Below are 16,999 nucleotides of genomic sequence, written 5' to 3' on the forward strand. Positions count from 1 at the left end.
ACGGGCGCTCAGTCCGTCTTGCGGTAGATGAGCCAACGCAACTCGATCGGCGAGTGCTCGCGCTCGACGTCGAACACGTCAAGGCCATTGGCCCACCCCTCGAACCACGCGGTGGGCGGCCAGGCGCCTGCGGGCAGGTGGGCCTTCTCGTATTCGTACGCGGAGTCGTCGGCGATCAGCTCGAGGGGCAGGCCCGCCACCGCAGTCGCCATCTGGTCACGCGTGTAGATCATGGTGTTGCACTGCTGGCCGAACTGCAGCGTGGAATCGTCGGGCACATAGCCGTCGCGGGGCAGGAACGTGCTGAACAGCAATCGTCCCGAGGGAGCCAGGCATTCGGCGGCCAGTTCGAACATGCCCCGCAGCTCCTGGGTCGTGCGGAAGTCGGGCACCACCTCGGCGAGCACCATCAACTGGTATTCGTCGTGGACGCTTTCCATCGCCGTGAAGACATCGCTCTGAATCACCCGCACGGCCAGCGATTCGCTCTGCGCCTCCGCGCGCATGATGTCGGCCAGCTTCGCGGCCATCTCGACCGCATCCACGGGGTGGCCGCGACGGGCCAGCGCGAGGGCGTTGCGGCCGGTCCCCGCCCCGACGTCCAGCACGCGGTAGGTCGTCGGATCAGCCGCTTCGGCGGCCAGAGCGAGTACCCGCGCGTCGGGCTCGGTGCCGAACAGTGGCCCCGGGCGCACGTCCACCCATTCGTCGTAGGCGGCGTCGAGCGTCCGCCATTCGGCTTTGACGCGGATGTTGACGCTCGTCCCGAAGGGGGCGCTGAACGAGATGACGACGTCCGAGCGGGGGGATGCCTTGAAGCCCTTCGCCAGCTCGGCCTCCAGCGAGATCCGCAGCTGCGCGGACTGTTCTGGCGTGTGCCAGACGCCCAGGGTGGCGCAAACGTTGGCGCACAATTGCACGTACTCGTCGATCAGGCTCGGGACGGCCGGCACTCTGATGTGCCCCTCGGCCGACGTCCGTCGATACCACCGCCTGATCATCGACTCGTAGAGGATCGACGGCTCGAGAGGCTCAGAAGGCGGAACCTGCACCAGAACCTTCTACACGACCCGGCGGCTTTGCACCACCGATTGGATCCACCCGCCGATCACCCCGAGCGGGCGGCTTCTTCGAGGAGATCGGCGGCCTTCGCGACGCTTTCGGCGGGTTTGGTCATCCGGGCGGCGACCTCTCGGGCCGCAGCGAGGTAATCCCCGGCGAGCAGGGCTCGCAGATCCGCGACGAGCGAATCGTAGGTCGATTCCGAGAAGGACCTGGCGATGCCGACTCCCAGCTTGCTGACCGCAGCTGCCCAGATCGGCTGGTCAAGCCAGAGCCAGAGCACCAGCATGGGGACTCCGGCGCGCATGCCCGCGGCGGTGGTGCCCGCGCCTCCGTGGTGCACGATCGCGCGGCAGGCGGGAAGGACGGCCTGGTGATTGACCGCGTCCACGATCTTGGTATGTCCCGACAGGGTCAGGCGAGTGAAATCGTTTGGGCCGCTGCAAATCAAGGCTCGTTCGCCCAACTGCTCGCATGCCGCGCTGATCACCGCGATCGTCTCAGGGGGCGACGTGATCGGAGTGCTGCCGAAGCCGAAGTAAATGGGCGGCGGTCCGTCGGCGATCCACGACAGCACTTCGTCGTCGGCATCGGTCGGCATCTCCAGCGTCAGCGAACCGACGAACGGCCGTCGGTACTCGGATCCCGCCCACTCGGCCGCCCGCTCGGGCAAGCAGAACTCTTCGTAGGCCTGGATTTCCAGCACGGGCCCCATCGGCGACGGACCGCCTTGCGGCAGGCCGAGCGCCAAGCGCTGCGCACCTTCGGCCACGCTCGTGACATGCGCCTGGGCCACGCCGAGCTCCAGCGCCCGGGCGGGAAAGAAGTGCAGCGCGGCAAACGGCATGCCGTGGGACTCCGCGACGTTGACGGCCAGCCGTTGCTCGTTCATGCCGGCCCCCAACAGGTCGGCACCCTCTGCGAGCGCCGCCAGCACCCCGCTTTTCTCGACCCACATCTGAGTGACTCGCTCCGCGAGTTGCGGCAGCGCACTCATCGGGTCCTGGACACGGCGAGCGAACTCCGTGGCCTCGTGTATCTGCTCTCCCGTGTCCGGGCCGTAGGCGACGGCAACAAGTCCGGCGGATTCAACGAATCGGCGCCGGTCGGGCGGGACGGCCAGGTGCACGTCGTGGCCCCGCCGGAGCAGCTCGCGGCCGACAGCGACGCAAGGCTCGACGTCGCCCCGGCTTCCGTAGCCTGCCAGCACAAATTTCATGAACGCCCTCACTCGCGGTATCCGATATCGATCCAAGCAGACCCGCCATGTCGCGCCGGTCCGCTCCGATTGGCTGAGCCCGCACGAGCAAAGCCCGAGGCCACTCCGTGGCGTTGACAGGCTCCACTGCGCTGCGAGGGTAATTTATCGGTGTTCTCAGGGAGGACGATGTGGGGTAAGGGGGCAGCACCCGGTTATCCACCGGTGCCGGACCTGTACTACTAGAGGAAACAAGATTTGTTTGCTGCCCGTTGGGCAATCCCCCTACCGCCCGCAACGAGCCGTTAACGCCGTGGCTACCTGTTAACCCGTCCGGAGGAGACGACGACATGGACTTCGCAGCACTGCCTCCGGAGATCAACTCCGCGCGGATGTATACCGGCCCCGGTGCCGCGCCGCTGCTCACCGCCGCGATGGCCTGGGACGCGCTGGCCGTCGCCCTGCATTCCGCGGCTACCTCCTACCAGGCGGAGGTCACGGCGCTGACCGGCGGGCCGTGGCTCGGGCCTGCGGCGGAGGCGATGGCGGCCGCGGCCGCCCCGTACGTGACCTGGACGCGCAGCGCCGCGGCGCAGGCCGAACAGACCGCCAACCAGGCCAAAGCCGCCGCGGCGGCGTACGAGGCGGCGTTCGCCGAAACGGTGCCGCCGCCGGTGATCGCGGCCAACCGCAGCCTGCTGATGTCCCTGATCGCGACGAACGTCTTCGGGCAGAACACGCCGGCGATCGCGACCACGGAGGCGCAATATTCGGAGATGTGGGCCCAAGACGCCGGGGCCATGTACGCCTACGCGGCGGCGTCGGCGGCGGCGGCGAGGCTGACGCCGTTCGCCCCGCCGGAACCGAGCACCGATTCGGGCGGATCGGTGCGGCAGGCCGCCGCCCTGACCCAGGCCGCAGGCACGTCGGCCGGCAAGGTGCAAAACGCCCTGTCGTCGGCACAAGCCTTCTCTGCGGCGCCCAATGCGCTGCTCAACCTCGCGAGCCCCCTCGATTTCGGCTTCGGCGGGCGGGACCTGCTGGGGCTGGCAGCCGACCTGAGCGCGGTGTTCGTCGACCCAGAAGTCGGCACGGCGGGGCTCGCCGCCGCCATCGTGGCGCTTCCCTACGACGTCTCCGGGGCGTTGACCGGTTTCCACACCGACGACATCGTCAGCGGCTGGGCGGGGGTCCAGTCCTGGCCCGGCTCGGCGCCGGTGCCCCCGACGCCTTTCCCGGTCATCACCAACCTGGCGGGGGGCTCGGCGGCGACGGCTTCCCTGGGCGAGGCCAATACGGTCGGCGCAATGTCGGTGCCGCCGGCCTGGGCGGCCGCCGCCCCCGCGGTGCGCCCGGCCGCTCTGGCCCTGCCCGCCACCACCGTGGGCGCCGCCGCTCCAGCCTCGTCCGCAGGCACCGGGAGCTTGTTCGGCGAGATGGCCGCGGCGAGCATGGCCGGGCGTGCCATAGCCGGCACGGGCGGCGCAGGTCGCGCGGAGCGAATCAGGGCCTCCACGCAGAAGGCGACCGAGGGTGCCCCCGCGGCGCCGCAAGTCCCGGCCGGTGGCCCGATCACCAGCATCGCCGCCGAGTTGCGCGAGCTGGCCTCCCTGCGGGACGCGGGGATCATCACGGAGGACGAGTTCCTCGAACAGAAGCAGCGGCTGCTCCCACACTGACGGTGTCGTGCACCCGTTTTCCGCGGCGACAAACGCGTCCGATATCGACAGATGTCGCGGTCAATTGTTTCGTATGATATTTGTATGCTGGTGCGTCATTTTAGGGTCGGTGTCGGTAGGAAGTTCGAAATTATCGTGCCGCTAACGCTCGCGTCACCAACACGGCATCATCTGGCTATATCGGCGACCCGAAATGCCAGCCTTTCGCTCTCTAGGTGCCTTTCACTTTGGATCTCGCCAAGCCGGTTCAGCTGCAGGACAGCGCCATCGAGTTGGCAATACGACCACGGAATAGTGGTCCGGCAACCTGTAGTGCGGGCACCGCAATTTTCTTAGTTTTAATATCTGTTCACGCCGCCCACTCATATACTGGCCCCACCCTCAACACCGACAAGAAAAGAAGGTCGTGAAATGCTTGCACCGCGTTTGCTGGCCAAACTGACGATTCCCGTGATGATTGGCGCTGCCCTGACCGCGAGCACCGCAATTGCCTCGGCCGACAGCACCGACGACGCCTACTTGACGAAATTGCACAACCTCGGGTTCACGTGGCCCTCGTCGAGTGACTCGGACATGATCGCGCTGGGACACGCGGTGTGCGCCGACCGGATGGCCGGCAAGACGCCGGATGCGATCGCCGCCGACCTGCATTCCGGCATGAGCGCGAAGGGCTTCTCGTTCGCCGACATGACCGGCTGGGTCAGCGCGGCGGAGTCGACGTACTGCCCGGGCTGATCGTTCTCAGACCCACCACCTGAGTTCCGCGCCCTGCCCGCATAGTCTGATCCAGACAATGCGGGCAGGGTCGCTAGGTGGGGACAGCCAGTGGAGCAGCCGACGGCCTTTTCAGGTCAAGCCGCGGGCGAGATGCGGGTTGAGAGCCTGCTTCGCTACCCGGTGAAGTCGATGCTCGGCGAGACCGTGCCGAGCATGTTCGTCGACGAACACGGCGCCGAGGGGGACCGCCGGCTTGCCCTCCTCGACACCACTACCGGTCACGTGGCCAGCGCCAAGAACGCCCGGCTCTGGCGCGGGCTGTTGAAGTGCACGGCCAGCCGCCACGACGGCGGGGTGCACATCGAGCTGCCCGACGGGACGAGGGTGGCGGCCGACGACCCTGGCATCGATGATCGGCTCTCGCAGCTGTTGGGGCGATCGGTCCGGCTGGTCACCCAGCGCCCCGACGGCGCGACGTTGGTGCGCCCGGACCCCGAGCAGCTGCTCGAACTGGGCCTGGACGCCGAAGTCGGCGGCCGCATCTTGGAGATCGCGCAGGCGACGCCGGGCGACTCGTTCACCGACGAAGCCCCGCTGCACGCGATCACGACCGCCACGCTCGAACACATCGGCGTCGAGGCCCTGCGGTATCGCCCGAACCTGGTGGTCGCGACGCCGCCGGGTTGCCCTCCCTATGTGGAGAACGACTGGGTCGGCGGTGAGATCGCGGTCGGCGAGGCGAGGCTGCGTGTCCTGACGGCAACGTCGCGCTGCGTCGTACCGACGCTCGAGCACGGCCCACTGCCGCGCGCCGCGCAGGCGCTCCGCACACCCGCCGCCGAAAACCGTTGGGATACGGGCGGTCACGGCGCTCAGCCGTGCGCGGGTGCATATCTGGCGGTGGTGACCGGTGGCGTCATCCACGTCGGTGACCCCGTCACGATCGGCCGGTAGGCCGTTCAATCACCGATCGCCGCGAAGTCCACCCAGAGATGGCGTGGCCCGCGGAACACCTGATTGTGCCGGTATTGCGGCGGGTCGACCACCAGCTTCGGAGAGTCGACGCGACGCACGAAGACCTCCAGCGCCAGGTTGACCTCCAGCCGCGCCAGCGGACCGCCCATGCAGGTGTGAATGCCGCTGCCCCAACCGAAATGCTCGTTGTCGGGCCGCAGCGGATCGAAGCGATCCGGGCTGTCGAACCGACGCGGGTCCCGGTTGGCGGCGGCGTAAATCAGATACACCGCCGAGCCCGCGGGGATCACGGTTCCGCCGACCTCGATGTCGGCGGTCGCACTGCGGCTGGGAAAGAACTGCACCGCCGACTGCAGCCGTTGCACCTCTTCGATGACGCGGGGAATGAGCTCGGGGCGCCGCCGAACCAGTTCCCACGAGCCGGGATTGCGCAGCAGCGTCATCACGCAGTTGCTGATGGTGTTGACCGTCGAGTCGTGACCGGCCACGAGCAGCAGCATCGCGTTGGATGTCGCCTCCTGCAACGACATCGGGCCGTCCGGGCCGTCATCGTGCAGCAAACTGGACAGCAAGCCGTCGCCCGGGTTCGTCGCATACCTGCGCACCAGGTCGCCCAGATACGCCAGCAAGGCGGCGGTGCCCGCGCGGCCCCGCTCGGCGAGCGCGCGCCCTTCCTCGGTGGCGCCCTCCGGACCCAGGTCGAGGCCCATCATGAAGTCGAAGATCCAGGAGTGAAACATCGGCTCGTCTTCGACGGGTACGCCAAGGATCTTGCAGATGACGGCGACGGGGATCGGGTAGGCGAATTCCTCCACCACGTCCACGCGGGTGGCGCCGCGCGCCTTGGTTTTGTCGAGGAGGTCGTTCGCCAGCCGCACGACAAGCGGTTCCATGTCGGGAATGACGTCGGGGGAATGCGGGGGGCCGAAGTGGCGCATGACCTGGCGCCGGGCCCGGTCGTGATCGGGCGGGTCGGAGACGATGATGCTCGGCTCGCGGCCGTAGGCCTGCATGTGTCCGCTGCCGGGCTCGGGGTCGGGCTTCTCGACGCCGAAATCCGCTGGGCTGCGGCGAATGTCGGAGCTGATTCGCGGGTCGTGGGCCAGGATGAGCAACTCGGGATAGCCGGTGACCACGTAGGTCTTGTCGGCGACCTTGGCTACCGGCGCCTTGCGCAGCTCTTCGAAATACGGGTAGGGGTTCGGCCGGTTCTCGAACTTCATCGCTTCGGCCCAGGCGGTCGCGGCGTCCAATGTCGTCTCCCGTCAGCGGATCCGGGGCCGGAATTCGGCGCCCCGCGAGGTCGGGTCGTGCCCGGTGAGCACCACGTCGGGGATGTCCGTCCGTTCGCGCGGGTCGGGGAATCGGGCCGGCATCGGCTCGAAGATGGCGGGACGGTCGTAGCCCGGTGGCGGCGGCGGAAACGGGGCGGATCGCTCGATGAGGGAGGCGTAGTAGGGCAGCCACTTGCCGTGGTTGAACGTCACCGCGCCGACGACGCGGCCCCGGTGACCGTAGGCGGCCGCGAAGCGGCGTTGCTCGACCGAGCCCTGGGTGAAGACGATCTCGTCGCCGAACGAGCACACGCCGACGCTCTTGATGTTGACGCCGAACTGCCCGGACCAGAACGAGGGCAGTGGCAGGTGCGGCCGACGTCCCGTCTCGACGCTGATCATGTTGTTGGCCGCCACCGCGGCACCGAAAACGGCGTTGTCCCAATGCTCTTGCGACATGAACTGGTACTCGTAGAGCACGTGCGGGGCGCGCGCCACGTCGCCGGCGACGAAGATGTTGTCGGTCACCACGCCGTTGATGTCGAACGCGCGGCAGCCGGCGTCGCAGGCCACCCCCCAAAATCCGCTCGCGAGCTGCGCCCCCTCGAGCCATTCAACGTTGCGGATCGAGCCCAGTGAGGCCACGACGACGTCGACCTCGAGCACCGTGCCGTCGGACAGGCGGGCGGCGCGGACGTGGCCGTCGGCGTCACCGTCGAGGCCGTCGACCGCGACACCGGTGCGCAGGTCGACGCCCGCCTCGATCTGCATCTGCGCGGCGATGTCGCCGATCACGCCGCCCAGGGCGCCCGTCAGGGGTGCCTTGCCGCGCTCGGCGACGCTCACCGGTAGATCGAGATCGCGGCACACCGAGGCGATCTCCGATCCCACGAAACCCGAGCCGACGATGAGCACCCGGCGCGGCCGCGCCTTCAGGGCCGCTGCCAGCTTCGCCGCGTCGTCGCAGGTGCGCACGGTGAACAGCCCCTCCAGAGCTGCCTCTTCGGGGTTGAACCAGGGCCGCGCCCTGGTGCCGGTGGCGATCAGCAGCCGGTCGTAGTCGACCTTCTCGCCGTTGGCCAGCAACACCTGGCGATTGGACCGGTCCAGCCCCACCGCCGCCACGCCGAGCCGCCACTGCGCGTCGACGGGACGCAGGCGGGGAAGCTTGGTGTGGTCGGCGGGCACCCAGCCCTTCAGAACCTGCTTGGACAACGGCGGTCGGTCGTAGGGTTCGTGGGGCTCGTCGCCGATGATGGTCAACTGGCCCCGAAACCCCGTCTCGCGCAGCGCTTCCGCGGCGCGCAAGCCGGCCAGGGAGGCTCCCACGATGACGATCCGGCCCTCGGCTCTGAACGTGTCGACCAGCTGGCTGACCAACGAACCCGTGCTCATACGGTGTCCCGGTCCGACGGCGGATCCACTTCGAGGATGATCGCCTGCACCGGGCAGGAAGCCGCCGCACGCAATACCCGCTGCCGCGCGGAATCGTCGGGATTCGGGTCGTAGGCGAGCGCTTCTTCACCGACGAGCTGCAGTACGTCGGGCGCCAGCGGGACGCACTGCGCGTAGCCCTGGCACTTGTTGAGATCGACGACCAGCCGCATGCCCCGACCTTCCGCCCGTCGGCTACCAGCATTCTTTGAGGGCAGACTACTTCGCGGCGGGCGCCCGCCACAGGGTTCACGAAAGATTCGCGCCCAGTGCGACCGGGTCCGGCGCGCGTCAGTCAGGCACCCAGATTGCGCAGCGCTGTTCCTTGGCGAAACCCAGATAGCTCACGCCGCTCCCTCCGTTGGGGCGTTGCATTCCCGCCCAGGACGGGCCCAAAACGGGAGGCCGCGTTTACTCCGCCGATGGGCGGCACATCCCGCCGCGATCGCGTTGGGTGTGCGAGGAATTGCGGCGCCAGGGGCCGCCGTCTACGCGTCGGTGCGCGGGGTGGGACTCTGCGCCGATTCCCATTTCGACTCGAGCGATCGGGTCACCGTCGTACCGGCGGCCAGGTGGAGCTGGAAGGTTTCCCCGTCGCCGGCCTCGAACGTGAGGAGGTAGCCGCCCTCGGTGGCGTCCTTGAACACCACCTTGTAAGGCTGTTCACCAGAGCCGCGGTCGACGGCGATGATGTCGCCTGGGGTGACGTCGTCGATGGGGTCGTTACCGGAGACTTTGGACATGCCTTCGACGGTAACCGATCGGAAACGCGCTGCGCAGCGCGATACCGTCCGGCGCGCGACTTCCGTTGAGCTGCTGGGCAATTCACTCGCCGAGAGCGCCGATCCGGGCGAACCAACAGGTGGTGACCCAGGTCACAGCCGGGTTTGATCGGCGATATCGGTGGCCTGGTGGAGCGCGGGACGGCGCCCGCCGAACGCAGCGGCGCGCTGGGCCGCGCCGCGCACCTGGACGCGAAGACGCGACCAGGAAGGAACAGGCCGACGCCAGGCTGAAGGGCGTCCGCGACGAGGCGGTCGAGGACCGCCAAGAAAGCGCAGGCGGCCGCCCGGCGGGGGATCAAGAGGCCTGCGAGACCGCCGAGCAACGCAACCGTGCGGCAACGCAGTCGGCCCGGGCCGACACGCGCACCGAGGCGGAGCGCGTCGCGCAGCCGGCGGGCGCCGAGAAGCAACGGCGCCGAGGGGAGCGCGCGAAAGGCTGGCGTGTTCAGGCGCGCGCCGGCGGCCCCTGGTTGATCTTGTTGGCGGCGAACGTGGCGGCCTGGTTGGTCATCCCGGCGTCGATGTAGGAGACGTGCGCCATGATGTTGCCGCCGCCGGAACAGATCGGGTCGTCGGGGGCACACAAGCTGAGGGTCTTGGATCCGTACGCCGGATTGATCGTCGGAAGCGGCTGGCCGCCCCACAGCATGGACGAGAACCCGCTGCTGGGCTCCCCGAACAGCGCGACGGCGGCGACGTGATCGGCGACCGACGGCGGCATCGCGTTGGTGGCCAGATCGATCACCGTTGAGCCTTGGGAGTACCCGCCGAGCACGATCCTCGAGTTCGGGCAGCTGGCGACGGTGTCCTGGATGTGGGTGCTCGCGTCGTTGGAGCCGGCGTTCGCGCTGTTGTGGTAGTCGTCGTTGGCCGGGTAGTTGACCGCGTAGACGTCGACGGACTTCCCGCCGAGCTGCGAGGTGAGCGAATCCACGAAAGCCTGGCCGATGTTGCCCAGCCCGGGCTCCTGATGCGTGCCCCGGGCGAAGACCACCGAGACGTCGGAGCAGGCATCGGCGGCGGCGGTGGGGAGGGCGACCGGGACGCTCAGCGCTGCCCAGGTCGTCGCCACCGAGACACCGACAATACGACCAAATCTGCGTGCACTCATGGCGGAAATCCTGTCACACCGCCGGTCCCGGCGGTCCCGGCGGTTGGCGCTACCGCGCCCCCACCACCTCGGCGCGCCGAATCATCTTGCAGCACAAGGGTTGTCGGCCTGCGGCAGCCGGATGCGGATGGGGCCGCTCCAGTCGTCGTCGGGATCGACGACGTTGCCGCGCTGCGTGATCTGCACGTCGCCCGATCTGGCCAGCTTCCGCGCGGCGTCGCGGGCGGCGGCCATCAAGTCGCGCCAGTTCTCGCCGCCCACGGCCCGGGCGGCGTCCGAAGGGCAGATGCTGCTCCGCGGGCCTCGATGCTCGGTCAACGCGCGGATCGACGATTCCAGCCGCCGCCCGATCGGCCCGGCTCCGAGAGCGATCTCGGCGTGGTCGGCGCCGGGACCACGACCAGCAAGGACCCGGCCGAGTTCGGCGCGCAATCGCTCACCCACCCAACCAGTGAAGGGCAACGCGGCGGTGTCCGCCACCACGTCCTCAAACCTCGGTCCGTGCGCGCCGGTGCAGCCGCTGGGTGCAGGACCTGACCGATCTGCTCGCGGCCGAACTGCCGTCCTGCCGGTTGCGCTCCGCGTTGTGCCGGCTAGCGGCCGCGCCACTGGGGCTTGCGCTTCTCGGCCCACGCCCGCAGCCCCTCGGCGACGTCCTCGGTCGCCCCGGCCACCTTGCGCATGGTCTCGCCGAAGCGGACCGCCTCGATCCAGCCCATGTTCGCCGTGCGCCACGCCACCTCTTTGGTGGCGCGTTGCGCCAGGGGAGCGGCCTCGGTGAGCGTCCGCGCCCACGCCCGGGCCTCGGCCTGCAGCTCGTCGGGATCCACCAGCTTCCAGACCAGACCGACCTCCTTGGCCCGCGCCGCGCTCATCGGCTTACCGGTCAGCAGGAGTTCCATGGCATTGGCCCAGCCGATCCGCTGGGGCAGCCGGATGGCCCCGACTATGGTCGGCACCCCGATCGACACCTCGGGAAAGGAGAAGCTGGCTTCGGTGCTGGCGATGACGAAGTCGCAGAACAGCACCCCGGTCACGCCGTAGCCGATGCACGGCCCGTGTACCGCCGCGATGGTCGGCTTGAACAGCTCCATCCCGGATTCGAAGGAGTTGATGGTCGGCTTCTCCCAGAAGGTGCCGCCGAAGGTACCGACCGATCCCTCGCCGTCCTTGAGGTCGCCGCCCGCGCAGTACACGTCGCCGTTGGCCGTCAGGATCGCGACCCAGGCGTCCAGATCGTCGCGGAACCGCTCCCACGCCGCATTCAAGTCCCGGCGGAGGGCGCCGTTGATGGCGTTGCGAGCCTCGGGCCGGTTGAGGGTGATGGTGGCGATGTGGTCGGCCAGCTCATAGGTGACGAGGCTCATGGGTTCACCCTAGGGCGGCCGACGGTCGATGCGGCCCGCGCCTATCCTGGCCAAAGTGGCCGAATTGTCCGTCGCGGAACTGCGCGCCCGCCTCGACGGTCTGACCACCCGCGACGCCGCACGCCTGGGTAGGCGCCTGAGGAACCTGCGGGGCGCGCAACCCGACGTACGGCGGCAATTCGCCGAGCAGATCGCGAACGCCGAGGCACTCGTCGCCACCCGGCGGGCCGCGGTGCCGGCGATCGCCTTCCCCGACCTCCCGGTCAGCGAGCGGCGGCAGGAGATCGCCGACGCGCTGCGCGCCAACCAGGTCGTGGTCGTCGCCGGCGAGACCGGCTCGGGCAAGACCACCCAACTGCCCAAGATCTGCCTTGAGGCCGGCCGGGGAATCCGGGGAACCATCGGGCATACCCAGCCCCGGCGGCTGGCCGCGCGCACCGTCGCGCAGCGCATCGCCGACGAACTGGGCAGCCCGCTGGGCGAGACGGTCGGCTACACCGTCCGGTTCACCGACCAGGTCAGCGACCACACCCTGGTCAAGCTGATGACCGACGGCATCCTGCTCGCCGAGATTCAGCGCGACCGCCGGCTGCTGCGCTACGACACGCTGATCCTCGACGAGGCCCACGAGCGCAGCCTGAACATCGACTTCCTCCTGGGTTACCTGCACGAGCTGCTGCCGCGCCGTCCCGACCTGAAGGTCATCGTCACCTCGGCGACCATCGAGCCGCAGCGGTTCGCGGACCACTTCGGCGGCGCGCCGATCGTGGAGGTTTCCGGACGGACGTACCCGGTGGAGATTCGCTACCGGCCGTTGGAGGTTCCGGTGTCGAGCGGTACAGCCGACGACCCGGACGACCCCGATCACGAGGTCGTGCGCACCGAGACCCGAGACGAGGTCGAGGCGATCGTCGACGCGGTCGGGGAACTGGAGGCCGAGCCCGCCGGCGACGTCCTGGTGTTCCTCTCGGGTGAACGCGAAATCCGTGATACGGCAGAGGCTTTGGGCGGACTGAGAAATACCGAGGTGCTTCCCCTGTACGCCCGGCTGCCCACCGCCGAGCAGCAGAAGGTGTTCGCGCCCCACACCGGGCGCCGGGTCGTGCTGGCGACCAACGTGGCCGAGACGTCGCTGACCGTGCCCGGCATCCGCTACGTCGTCGACCCCGGCAACGCCCGCATCTCGCGGTACAGCCGCCGCCTGAAGGTGCAGCGGCTGCCGATCGAACCCATCTCGCAGGCGTCCGCCGCGCAACGGGCCGGCCGCTGCGGCCGCGTCGCTGCCGGGGTGTGCATCCGCCTGTATTCCGAGGAGGACTTCGCGGCCCGTCCGCGGTACACCGAGCCCGAGATCCTGCGGACCAACCTCGCCGCGGTGCTGTTGCAGATGGCGGCGCTGCGGCTCGGCGAGGTGGAGAACTTTCCGTTCCTCGACCCGCCGGACCGGCGCAGCATCCGCGACGGGGTGCAACTGCTGCAGGAGTTGGGGGCGTTCGACGCCCACGGCGCCATCACCGACCTCGGGCGCCGACTGGCGCGGCTGCCCGTGGACCCCCGGCTGGGCCGGATGATCTTGCAGGCCCAGGCCGAGGGTTGCGTGCGTGAGGTGCTGGTGTTGGCCGCCGCGCTGACCATTCCCGACCCGCGGGAACGTCCCACCGACCGCGAGGAGGCGGCGCGCCAGAAGCACGCCCGCTTCACCGACGACGGTTCCGACTTCCTGTCCTACCTCAACCTCTGGCGATACCTACAAGAGAAACGAAAAGCGCTGACCGGCAACGGCTTTCGCCGGATGTGCCGAGACGAGTTCCTGCACTACCTGCGCATCCGCGAGTGGCAGGACCTGGTCGGGCAACTGCGCAGCATCGCCCGCGACCTGGGCGTCGTCGAAGACGCCGCATCCGCGGAGCCGGCCGAACCGGCGCGGGTGCACGCGGCGCTGCTGGCCGGCTTGCTGTCGCATATAGGGATGCGCCGAGAGGACGGGCGCGAGTATCTGGGCGCGCGGAACTCGCGCTTCCTGCTCGCGCCGGGCTCGGCGCTCACCAAACGGCCGCCGCGCTGGGTGGTCGTGGCGGAACTGGTCGAAACCAGCCGCCTCTACGGGCGCACCGCCGCGCGGATCCAGCCCGAGGTGGTCGAGCGGGTCGCGGGCGATCTGGTGCAACGCACCCACAGCGAGCCGCATTGGGACGCCAAGCGCGGCGAGGTGATGGCCTACGAGCGGGTGACGCTCTACGGCCTGCCACTGGTCGCGCGCCGTCGCGTCGGGTATGCCCACGTGGAGCCGGCGGTGGCGCGGGAGCTGTTCATCCGGCATGCGCTGGTGGAGGGGGACTGGCAGAGCCGCCACCGCTTCCTCCGCGACAACGCGCGGCTGCGCGCCGAGCTCGAGGAGCTCGAGGAGCGGGCCCGCCGCCGCGACCTACTTGTCGGTGACGATGAGGTCTACAGGTTCTATGACGCGCGCGTGCCCGCGGATGTCGTGTCGGCGCGCCACTTCGACGCGTGGTGGCGCAAGCAGCGCCACAAGACACCACAGCTGCTCACGTTCACTCGTGACGACCTGTTGCGCACCGGCGACACGGCCGACGCCGAGCGGCCGACCGTCTGGCGTTCGGGTGATGTCGCGCTGCCGCTGACCTACCGGTTCGAGCCGGGCGCCGCCGACGACGGCGTCACGGTGCACGTGCCGATCGACGTGCTCGCGCGGTTGGGCGGTGACGAGTTCGCCTGGCAGGTGCCGGCGCTGCGCGAGGAGCTGGTGACCGCGCTCATCCGATCACTGCCAAAGGACCTGCGCCGCAACTTCGTTCCCGCCCCCGACACCGCGCGTGCCGTGCTGGCTGGGATCGACCCGGCGGGGGAGCCGCTGCTGGAGGCGTTGCGGCGCGAACTACGCCGACGCACCGGGGTTTCGGTCCCGGTCGACGCCTTCGATCCGGACAAGCTTCCGGCGCACCTGCGGGTGACCTTCGCGGTCGAGTCCGGTGACGGCACCGAGGTCGCCCGCGGCAAGGACCTGGTCGCGTTGCAACAACGGCTGGCCGCGCCCGCCCGCCGGGCCGTCGCCCTGGCGGTCGCCGCCGAGCTGGAACGGACCGGCCTGCGCGGCTGGCCCGACGACCTCGACGCGGTGCCACCCGTCATCGAGCGAACGGTCGACGGACGTACCGTCCGCGGGTTTCCCGGTTTCGTCGACGCCGGCGGCGCCGTCGACCTGCGGGTGTTCGCGAACCCGTTGGAGCGAGACGGTGCGATGGGGCCGGGCATGCGCCGCTTGGTGCGGCTGAGCGTGCCGTCCCCGGTCAAAACCATTGAGCGGCAATTGGATCCGCGCACACGGCTCGTGCTCGGCGCGAACCCGGATGGCTCCCTGGCCGCGCTCCTCGAGGACTGCGCCGACGCGGCGACGGACGCGCTGCTGGCCGGTCCGGTGTGGAACAGGGACGAGTTCGCCGCGCTGCGCGATGGCGCGGCCGGGGCGCTGGCGCCGGCGACCGCCGACATCGTGGCCCGCGTGCAGCAGGTGCTGGCGGCCGCGCAGGACGTGCGGCTGCTCCTGCCCGGTGCGCCCGCGCCCGCGCAGGCCGACGCGATCGCCGACGTCCAGGCTCAGCTGGGCCGGCTGTTGCCGCCGGCGTTCGTCACGGCCACGGGTCGCGCCCACCTGTCCGACCTAGTCCGCTACCTGACGGCAATCCGCCGGCGCCTCGAGCGGCTGCCGTCCGCGGTCGAGGCGGACCGGGATCGGATGCGGCGGGTGCACGCCGTGCAGCACGCCTACGAAGAACTGGCGCACACGCTGTCACCCGTGCGGCGGGCGGCGGAGGACGTCCGCGACGTTGCGCGGCAGATCGAGGAATTGCGGGTCAGCCTGTGGGCGCAGCAGCTGGGCACGCCACGGCCGGTGAGCGAGCAGCGGATCTACCGCGCCATCGAGGCGCTGCGCGACAGTCCGTGAATTACCTTCCCACTCTCAACCTATAGCGCACTGGGGGGCTTGCGGCAAGGCCAGGGTGATGCCGCACAATCGCTGGCCGAAGCCATTTTTCGCTCTACAGCAGGGGGTTGGGAGTGCTGTCACCCAGGAATGTCGAACATGCGGTGCTGATAGCCGGAGGCGGCCCGACGGGACTGATGCTGGCCGGTGAATTGGCGTTGGCGGGGGCCGATGTGGCGATCCTCGAGCGGCGCCCCGACCGGAATCTCATCGGTGCGCGCGCCGGGGGTCTGCATGCGCGCACGATCGAGGTGCTCGATCAGCGCGGCATCGCCGACCGGTTTCTCGCCCGGGGCCAGGTCGCCCAGGTCGCCGGGTTCGCCCAGATTCGGCTGGACATCAGCGACTTTCCCACCCGGCATCCGTACGGTCTTGCCCTGTGGCAGAACGAGATCGAAAGCATCCTCGCCGACTGGGCAAACGAGCTCGGGGTGCGAATGCATCGGGGACAAGAGGTGACGGGCATCGCCCAGGACGCCAGCGGTGTTGACGTCACGTTGTCCGATGGCCGTTCCATGCGAGGCGGATACCTCGTCGGCTGCGACGGCGGCCGTAGCGTCGTCCGGAAAGCCGCCGGTATCGATTTCCCGGGCTGGGAGCCGACGACCAGCTACCTGCTCGCAGAGGTCGAAATGGATTACGGCACCGGCGATTCGCCCGAGTGGGGCATTCGCCACGACGCGCTCGGCGTCCATTCTCTGGCCGCGTCCGAGGGCGGCGGGCGGGTTCGTGTCATGGTCACCGAGCGGCACCTGGGACCAAACAGCGAACCCACGCTGGACGACCTGCGTGAGGGGCTCATCGCGGTCTACGGCACGGACTACGGGATCCACAGTCCCGCTTGGCTTTCCAGGTTCACCGACACGGCGCGACAGGCCGCGAGCTATCGCGCGGGGCGTGTCCTGCTGGCCGGCGACGCCGCGCATGTGCACCACCCGGTGGGCGGACAGGGTCTGAACACCGGTGTACAGGACGCGGTCAACCTGGGCTGGAAGCTGGGACAGGTGGTCGACGGCACGTCACCCGACAGCCTGCTCGACACCTACCACGCCGAACGGCACCCGGTCGCCGCGCGCGTGCTGCGCAACGCGGTCGCGCAGATGGCGCTCCTGCGCCCCGACGACCGCACCAAGGCCTTGCGCGACACCATGTCCGACGTCCTCGGCATGGACGAACCACGCAAACGGTTCGCCGCGATGATGTCGGGCCTGGACATCCGCTACGACCTCGGCGACGGACACCCGCTGCTCGGACGCCGAATGCCCGATCTCGACGTCGTCAGCGCCGACGGCCCGCTGCGGGTCTACTCGCTGTTACACCGCGCCGAGCGCCGGAAGCTCCCAACCACCGGCGTATTCCGCGTCGATCGTCTGGACCCGGCCGATATCGAATCG

14 protein-coding genes are annotated in these 16,999 nt (G+C 69.4%); 5 read left to right on the forward strand and 9 right to left on the reverse strand.

All coding sequences use genetic code 11. The features are described 5' to 3' along the window. Positions 1–8 precede the first annotated feature (8 nt). Together A5704_RS15050 and A5704_RS15055 are read right to left on the reverse strand one after the other, a co-directional pair. Positions 9–1,001 carry a bifunctional 2-polyprenyl-6-hydroxyphenol methylase/3-demethylubiquinol 3-O-methyltransferase UbiG gene (locus A5704_RS15050; RefSeq protein ID WP_067750633.1) on the reverse strand — a complete coding sequence of 331 codons (993 nt, stop codon included), beginning with the start codon at positions 999–1,001 and terminating at the stop codon, positions 9–11. 107 nt (positions 1,002–1,108) lie between these two features. Further along, complete coding sequence (locus tag A5704_RS15055) at positions 1,109–2,281, reverse strand: glycosyltransferase (RefSeq protein ID WP_067889684.1); 1,173 nt, start codon at positions 2,279–2,281, stop codon at positions 1,109–1,111. Between the two features lie 329 nt (positions 2,282–2,610). Here A5704_RS15055 and A5704_RS15060 point away from each other — a divergent pair, with 329 nt between their 5' ends. The 3 genes from A5704_RS15060 to A5704_RS15070 all read left to right on the forward strand — a co-directional run bounded on the left by A5704_RS15060 (position 2,611) and on the right by A5704_RS15070 (position 5,610). Further along, the gene (locus A5704_RS15060; protein ID WP_067889687.1) at positions 2,611–3,939 is read left to right on the forward strand and encodes a PPE domain-containing protein; all 1,329 of its coding nucleotides are present in this window, start codon (positions 2,611–2,613) and stop codon (positions 3,937–3,939) included. A gap of 411 nt (positions 3,940–4,350) precedes the next feature. Beyond that, entirely contained in the window at positions 4,351–4,674 is a 324-nt protein-coding gene (locus A5704_RS15065; RefSeq protein ID WP_067750642.1) for a DUF732 domain-containing protein, read from the forward strand. A gap of 132 nt (positions 4,675–4,806) precedes the next feature. Beyond that, positions 4,807–5,610: an MOSC domain-containing protein gene (locus tag A5704_RS15070; RefSeq protein WP_156675572.1), complete on the forward strand. Its 804-nt coding sequence runs from the start codon at positions 4,807–4,809 to the stop codon at positions 5,608–5,610. A 5-nt stretch (positions 5,611–5,615) separates the two neighbouring features. Here A5704_RS15070 and A5704_RS15075 read toward each other — a convergent pair whose 3' ends face one another. The 7 genes from A5704_RS15075 to A5704_RS15105 form a co-directional block, all read right to left on the reverse strand. Then, positions 5,616–6,884 carry a cytochrome P450 gene (locus tag A5704_RS15075; RefSeq protein WP_231969125.1) on the reverse strand — a complete coding sequence of 423 codons (1,269 nt, stop codon included), beginning with the start codon at positions 6,882–6,884 and terminating at the stop codon, positions 5,616–5,618. Between the two features lie 12 nt (positions 6,885–6,896). Further along, complete coding sequence (locus tag A5704_RS15080; protein ID WP_067750649.1) at positions 6,897–8,300, reverse strand: NAD(P)/FAD-dependent oxidoreductase; 1,404 nt, start codon at positions 8,298–8,300, stop codon at positions 6,897–6,899. Beyond that, positions 8,297–8,512, reverse strand: a complete 216-nt coding sequence (locus A5704_RS15085; RefSeq protein ID WP_067750654.1) for a ferredoxin — start codon at positions 8,510–8,512, stop codon at positions 8,297–8,299. Before A5704_RS15085 ends, A5704_RS15080 begins: the two co-directional genes overlap by 4 nt. Before the next feature lie 315 nt (positions 8,513–8,827). Beyond that, positions 8,828–9,082 carry a hypothetical protein gene (locus tag A5704_RS15090; protein ID WP_067750658.1) on the reverse strand — a complete coding sequence of 85 codons (255 nt, stop codon included), beginning with the start codon at positions 9,080–9,082 and terminating at the stop codon, positions 8,828–8,830. Between the two features lie 487 nt (positions 9,083–9,569). Next, complete coding sequence (locus A5704_RS15095) at positions 9,570–10,235, reverse strand: cutinase family protein (protein WP_067750662.1); 666 nt, start codon at positions 10,233–10,235, stop codon at positions 9,570–9,572. An 81-nt stretch (positions 10,236–10,316) separates the two neighbouring features. Further along, entirely contained in the window at positions 10,317–10,679 is a 363-nt protein-coding gene (locus A5704_RS15100) for a DUF3253 domain-containing protein (RefSeq protein ID WP_082950321.1), read from the reverse strand. A gap of 149 nt (positions 10,680–10,828) precedes the next feature. Beyond that, positions 10,829–11,602 (reverse strand): enoyl-CoA hydratase/isomerase family protein, encoded by a 774-nt coding sequence (locus A5704_RS15105; protein ID WP_067750666.1) that lies wholly within the window; start codon positions 11,600–11,602, stop codon positions 10,829–10,831. 55 nt (positions 11,603–11,657) lie between these two features. On the opposite strand from A5704_RS15105, the gene hrpA reads away from it, so the two are divergent. Together hrpA and A5704_RS15115 are read left to right on the forward strand one after the other, a co-directional pair. Continuing rightward, positions 11,658–15,566 carry an ATP-dependent RNA helicase HrpA gene (hrpA, locus tag A5704_RS15110; RefSeq protein ID WP_067889693.1) on the forward strand — a complete coding sequence of 1,303 codons (3,909 nt, stop codon included), beginning with the start codon at positions 11,658–11,660 and terminating at the stop codon, positions 15,564–15,566. Positions 15,567–15,679: 113 nt separating this feature from the next. After that, a partial coding sequence (locus A5704_RS15115) for an FAD-dependent monooxygenase (RefSeq protein WP_304442287.1) occupies positions 15,680–16,999 on the forward strand: 1,320 nt, incomplete at its 3' end.

The sequence above is a fragment of the Mycobacterium sp. E735 genome (assembly GCF_001666955.1).
Classification (GTDB): Bacteria; Actinomycetota; Actinomycetes; order Mycobacteriales; family Mycobacteriaceae; genus Mycobacterium.

Bases quoted from the DNA above. Each gene is read 5' to 3' on its own strand.
- A5704_RS15050 (WP_067750633.1), bottom strand. From the start codon at position 1,001: ATGATCAGGCGGTGGTATCGACGGACGTCGGCCGAGGGGCACATCAGA.
- A5704_RS15055 (WP_067889684.1), bottom strand. From the start codon at position 2,281: ATGAAATTTGTGCTGGCAGGCTACGGAAGCCGGGGCGACGTCGAGCCT.
- A5704_RS15060 (WP_067889687.1), top strand. From the start codon at position 2,611: ATGGACTTCGCAGCACTGCCTCCGGAGATCAACTCCGCGCGGATGTAT.
- A5704_RS15065 (WP_067750642.1), top strand. From the start codon at position 4,351: ATGCTTGCACCGCGTTTGCTGGCCAAACTGACGATTCCCGTGATGATT.
- A5704_RS15070 (WP_156675572.1), top strand. From the start codon at position 4,807: ATGCGGGTTGAGAGCCTGCTTCGCTACCCGGTGAAGTCGATGCTCGGC.
- A5704_RS15080 (WP_067750649.1), bottom strand. From the start codon at position 8,300: ATGAGCACGGGTTCGTTGGTCAGCCAGCTGGTCGACACGTTCAGAGCC.
- A5704_RS15085 (WP_067750654.1), bottom strand. From the start codon at position 8,512: ATGCGGCTGGTCGTCGATCTCAACAAGTGCCAGGGCTACGCGCAGTGC.
- A5704_RS15090 (WP_067750658.1), bottom strand. From the start codon at position 9,082: ATGTCCAAAGTCTCCGGTAACGACCCCATCGACGACGTCACCCCAGGC.
- A5704_RS15095 (WP_067750662.1), bottom strand. From the start codon at position 10,235: ATGAGTGCACGCAGATTTGGTCGTATTGTCGGTGTCTCGGTGGCGACG.
- A5704_RS15105 (WP_067750666.1), bottom strand. From the start codon at position 11,602: ATGAGCCTCGTCACCTATGAGCTGGCCGACCACATCGCCACCATCACC.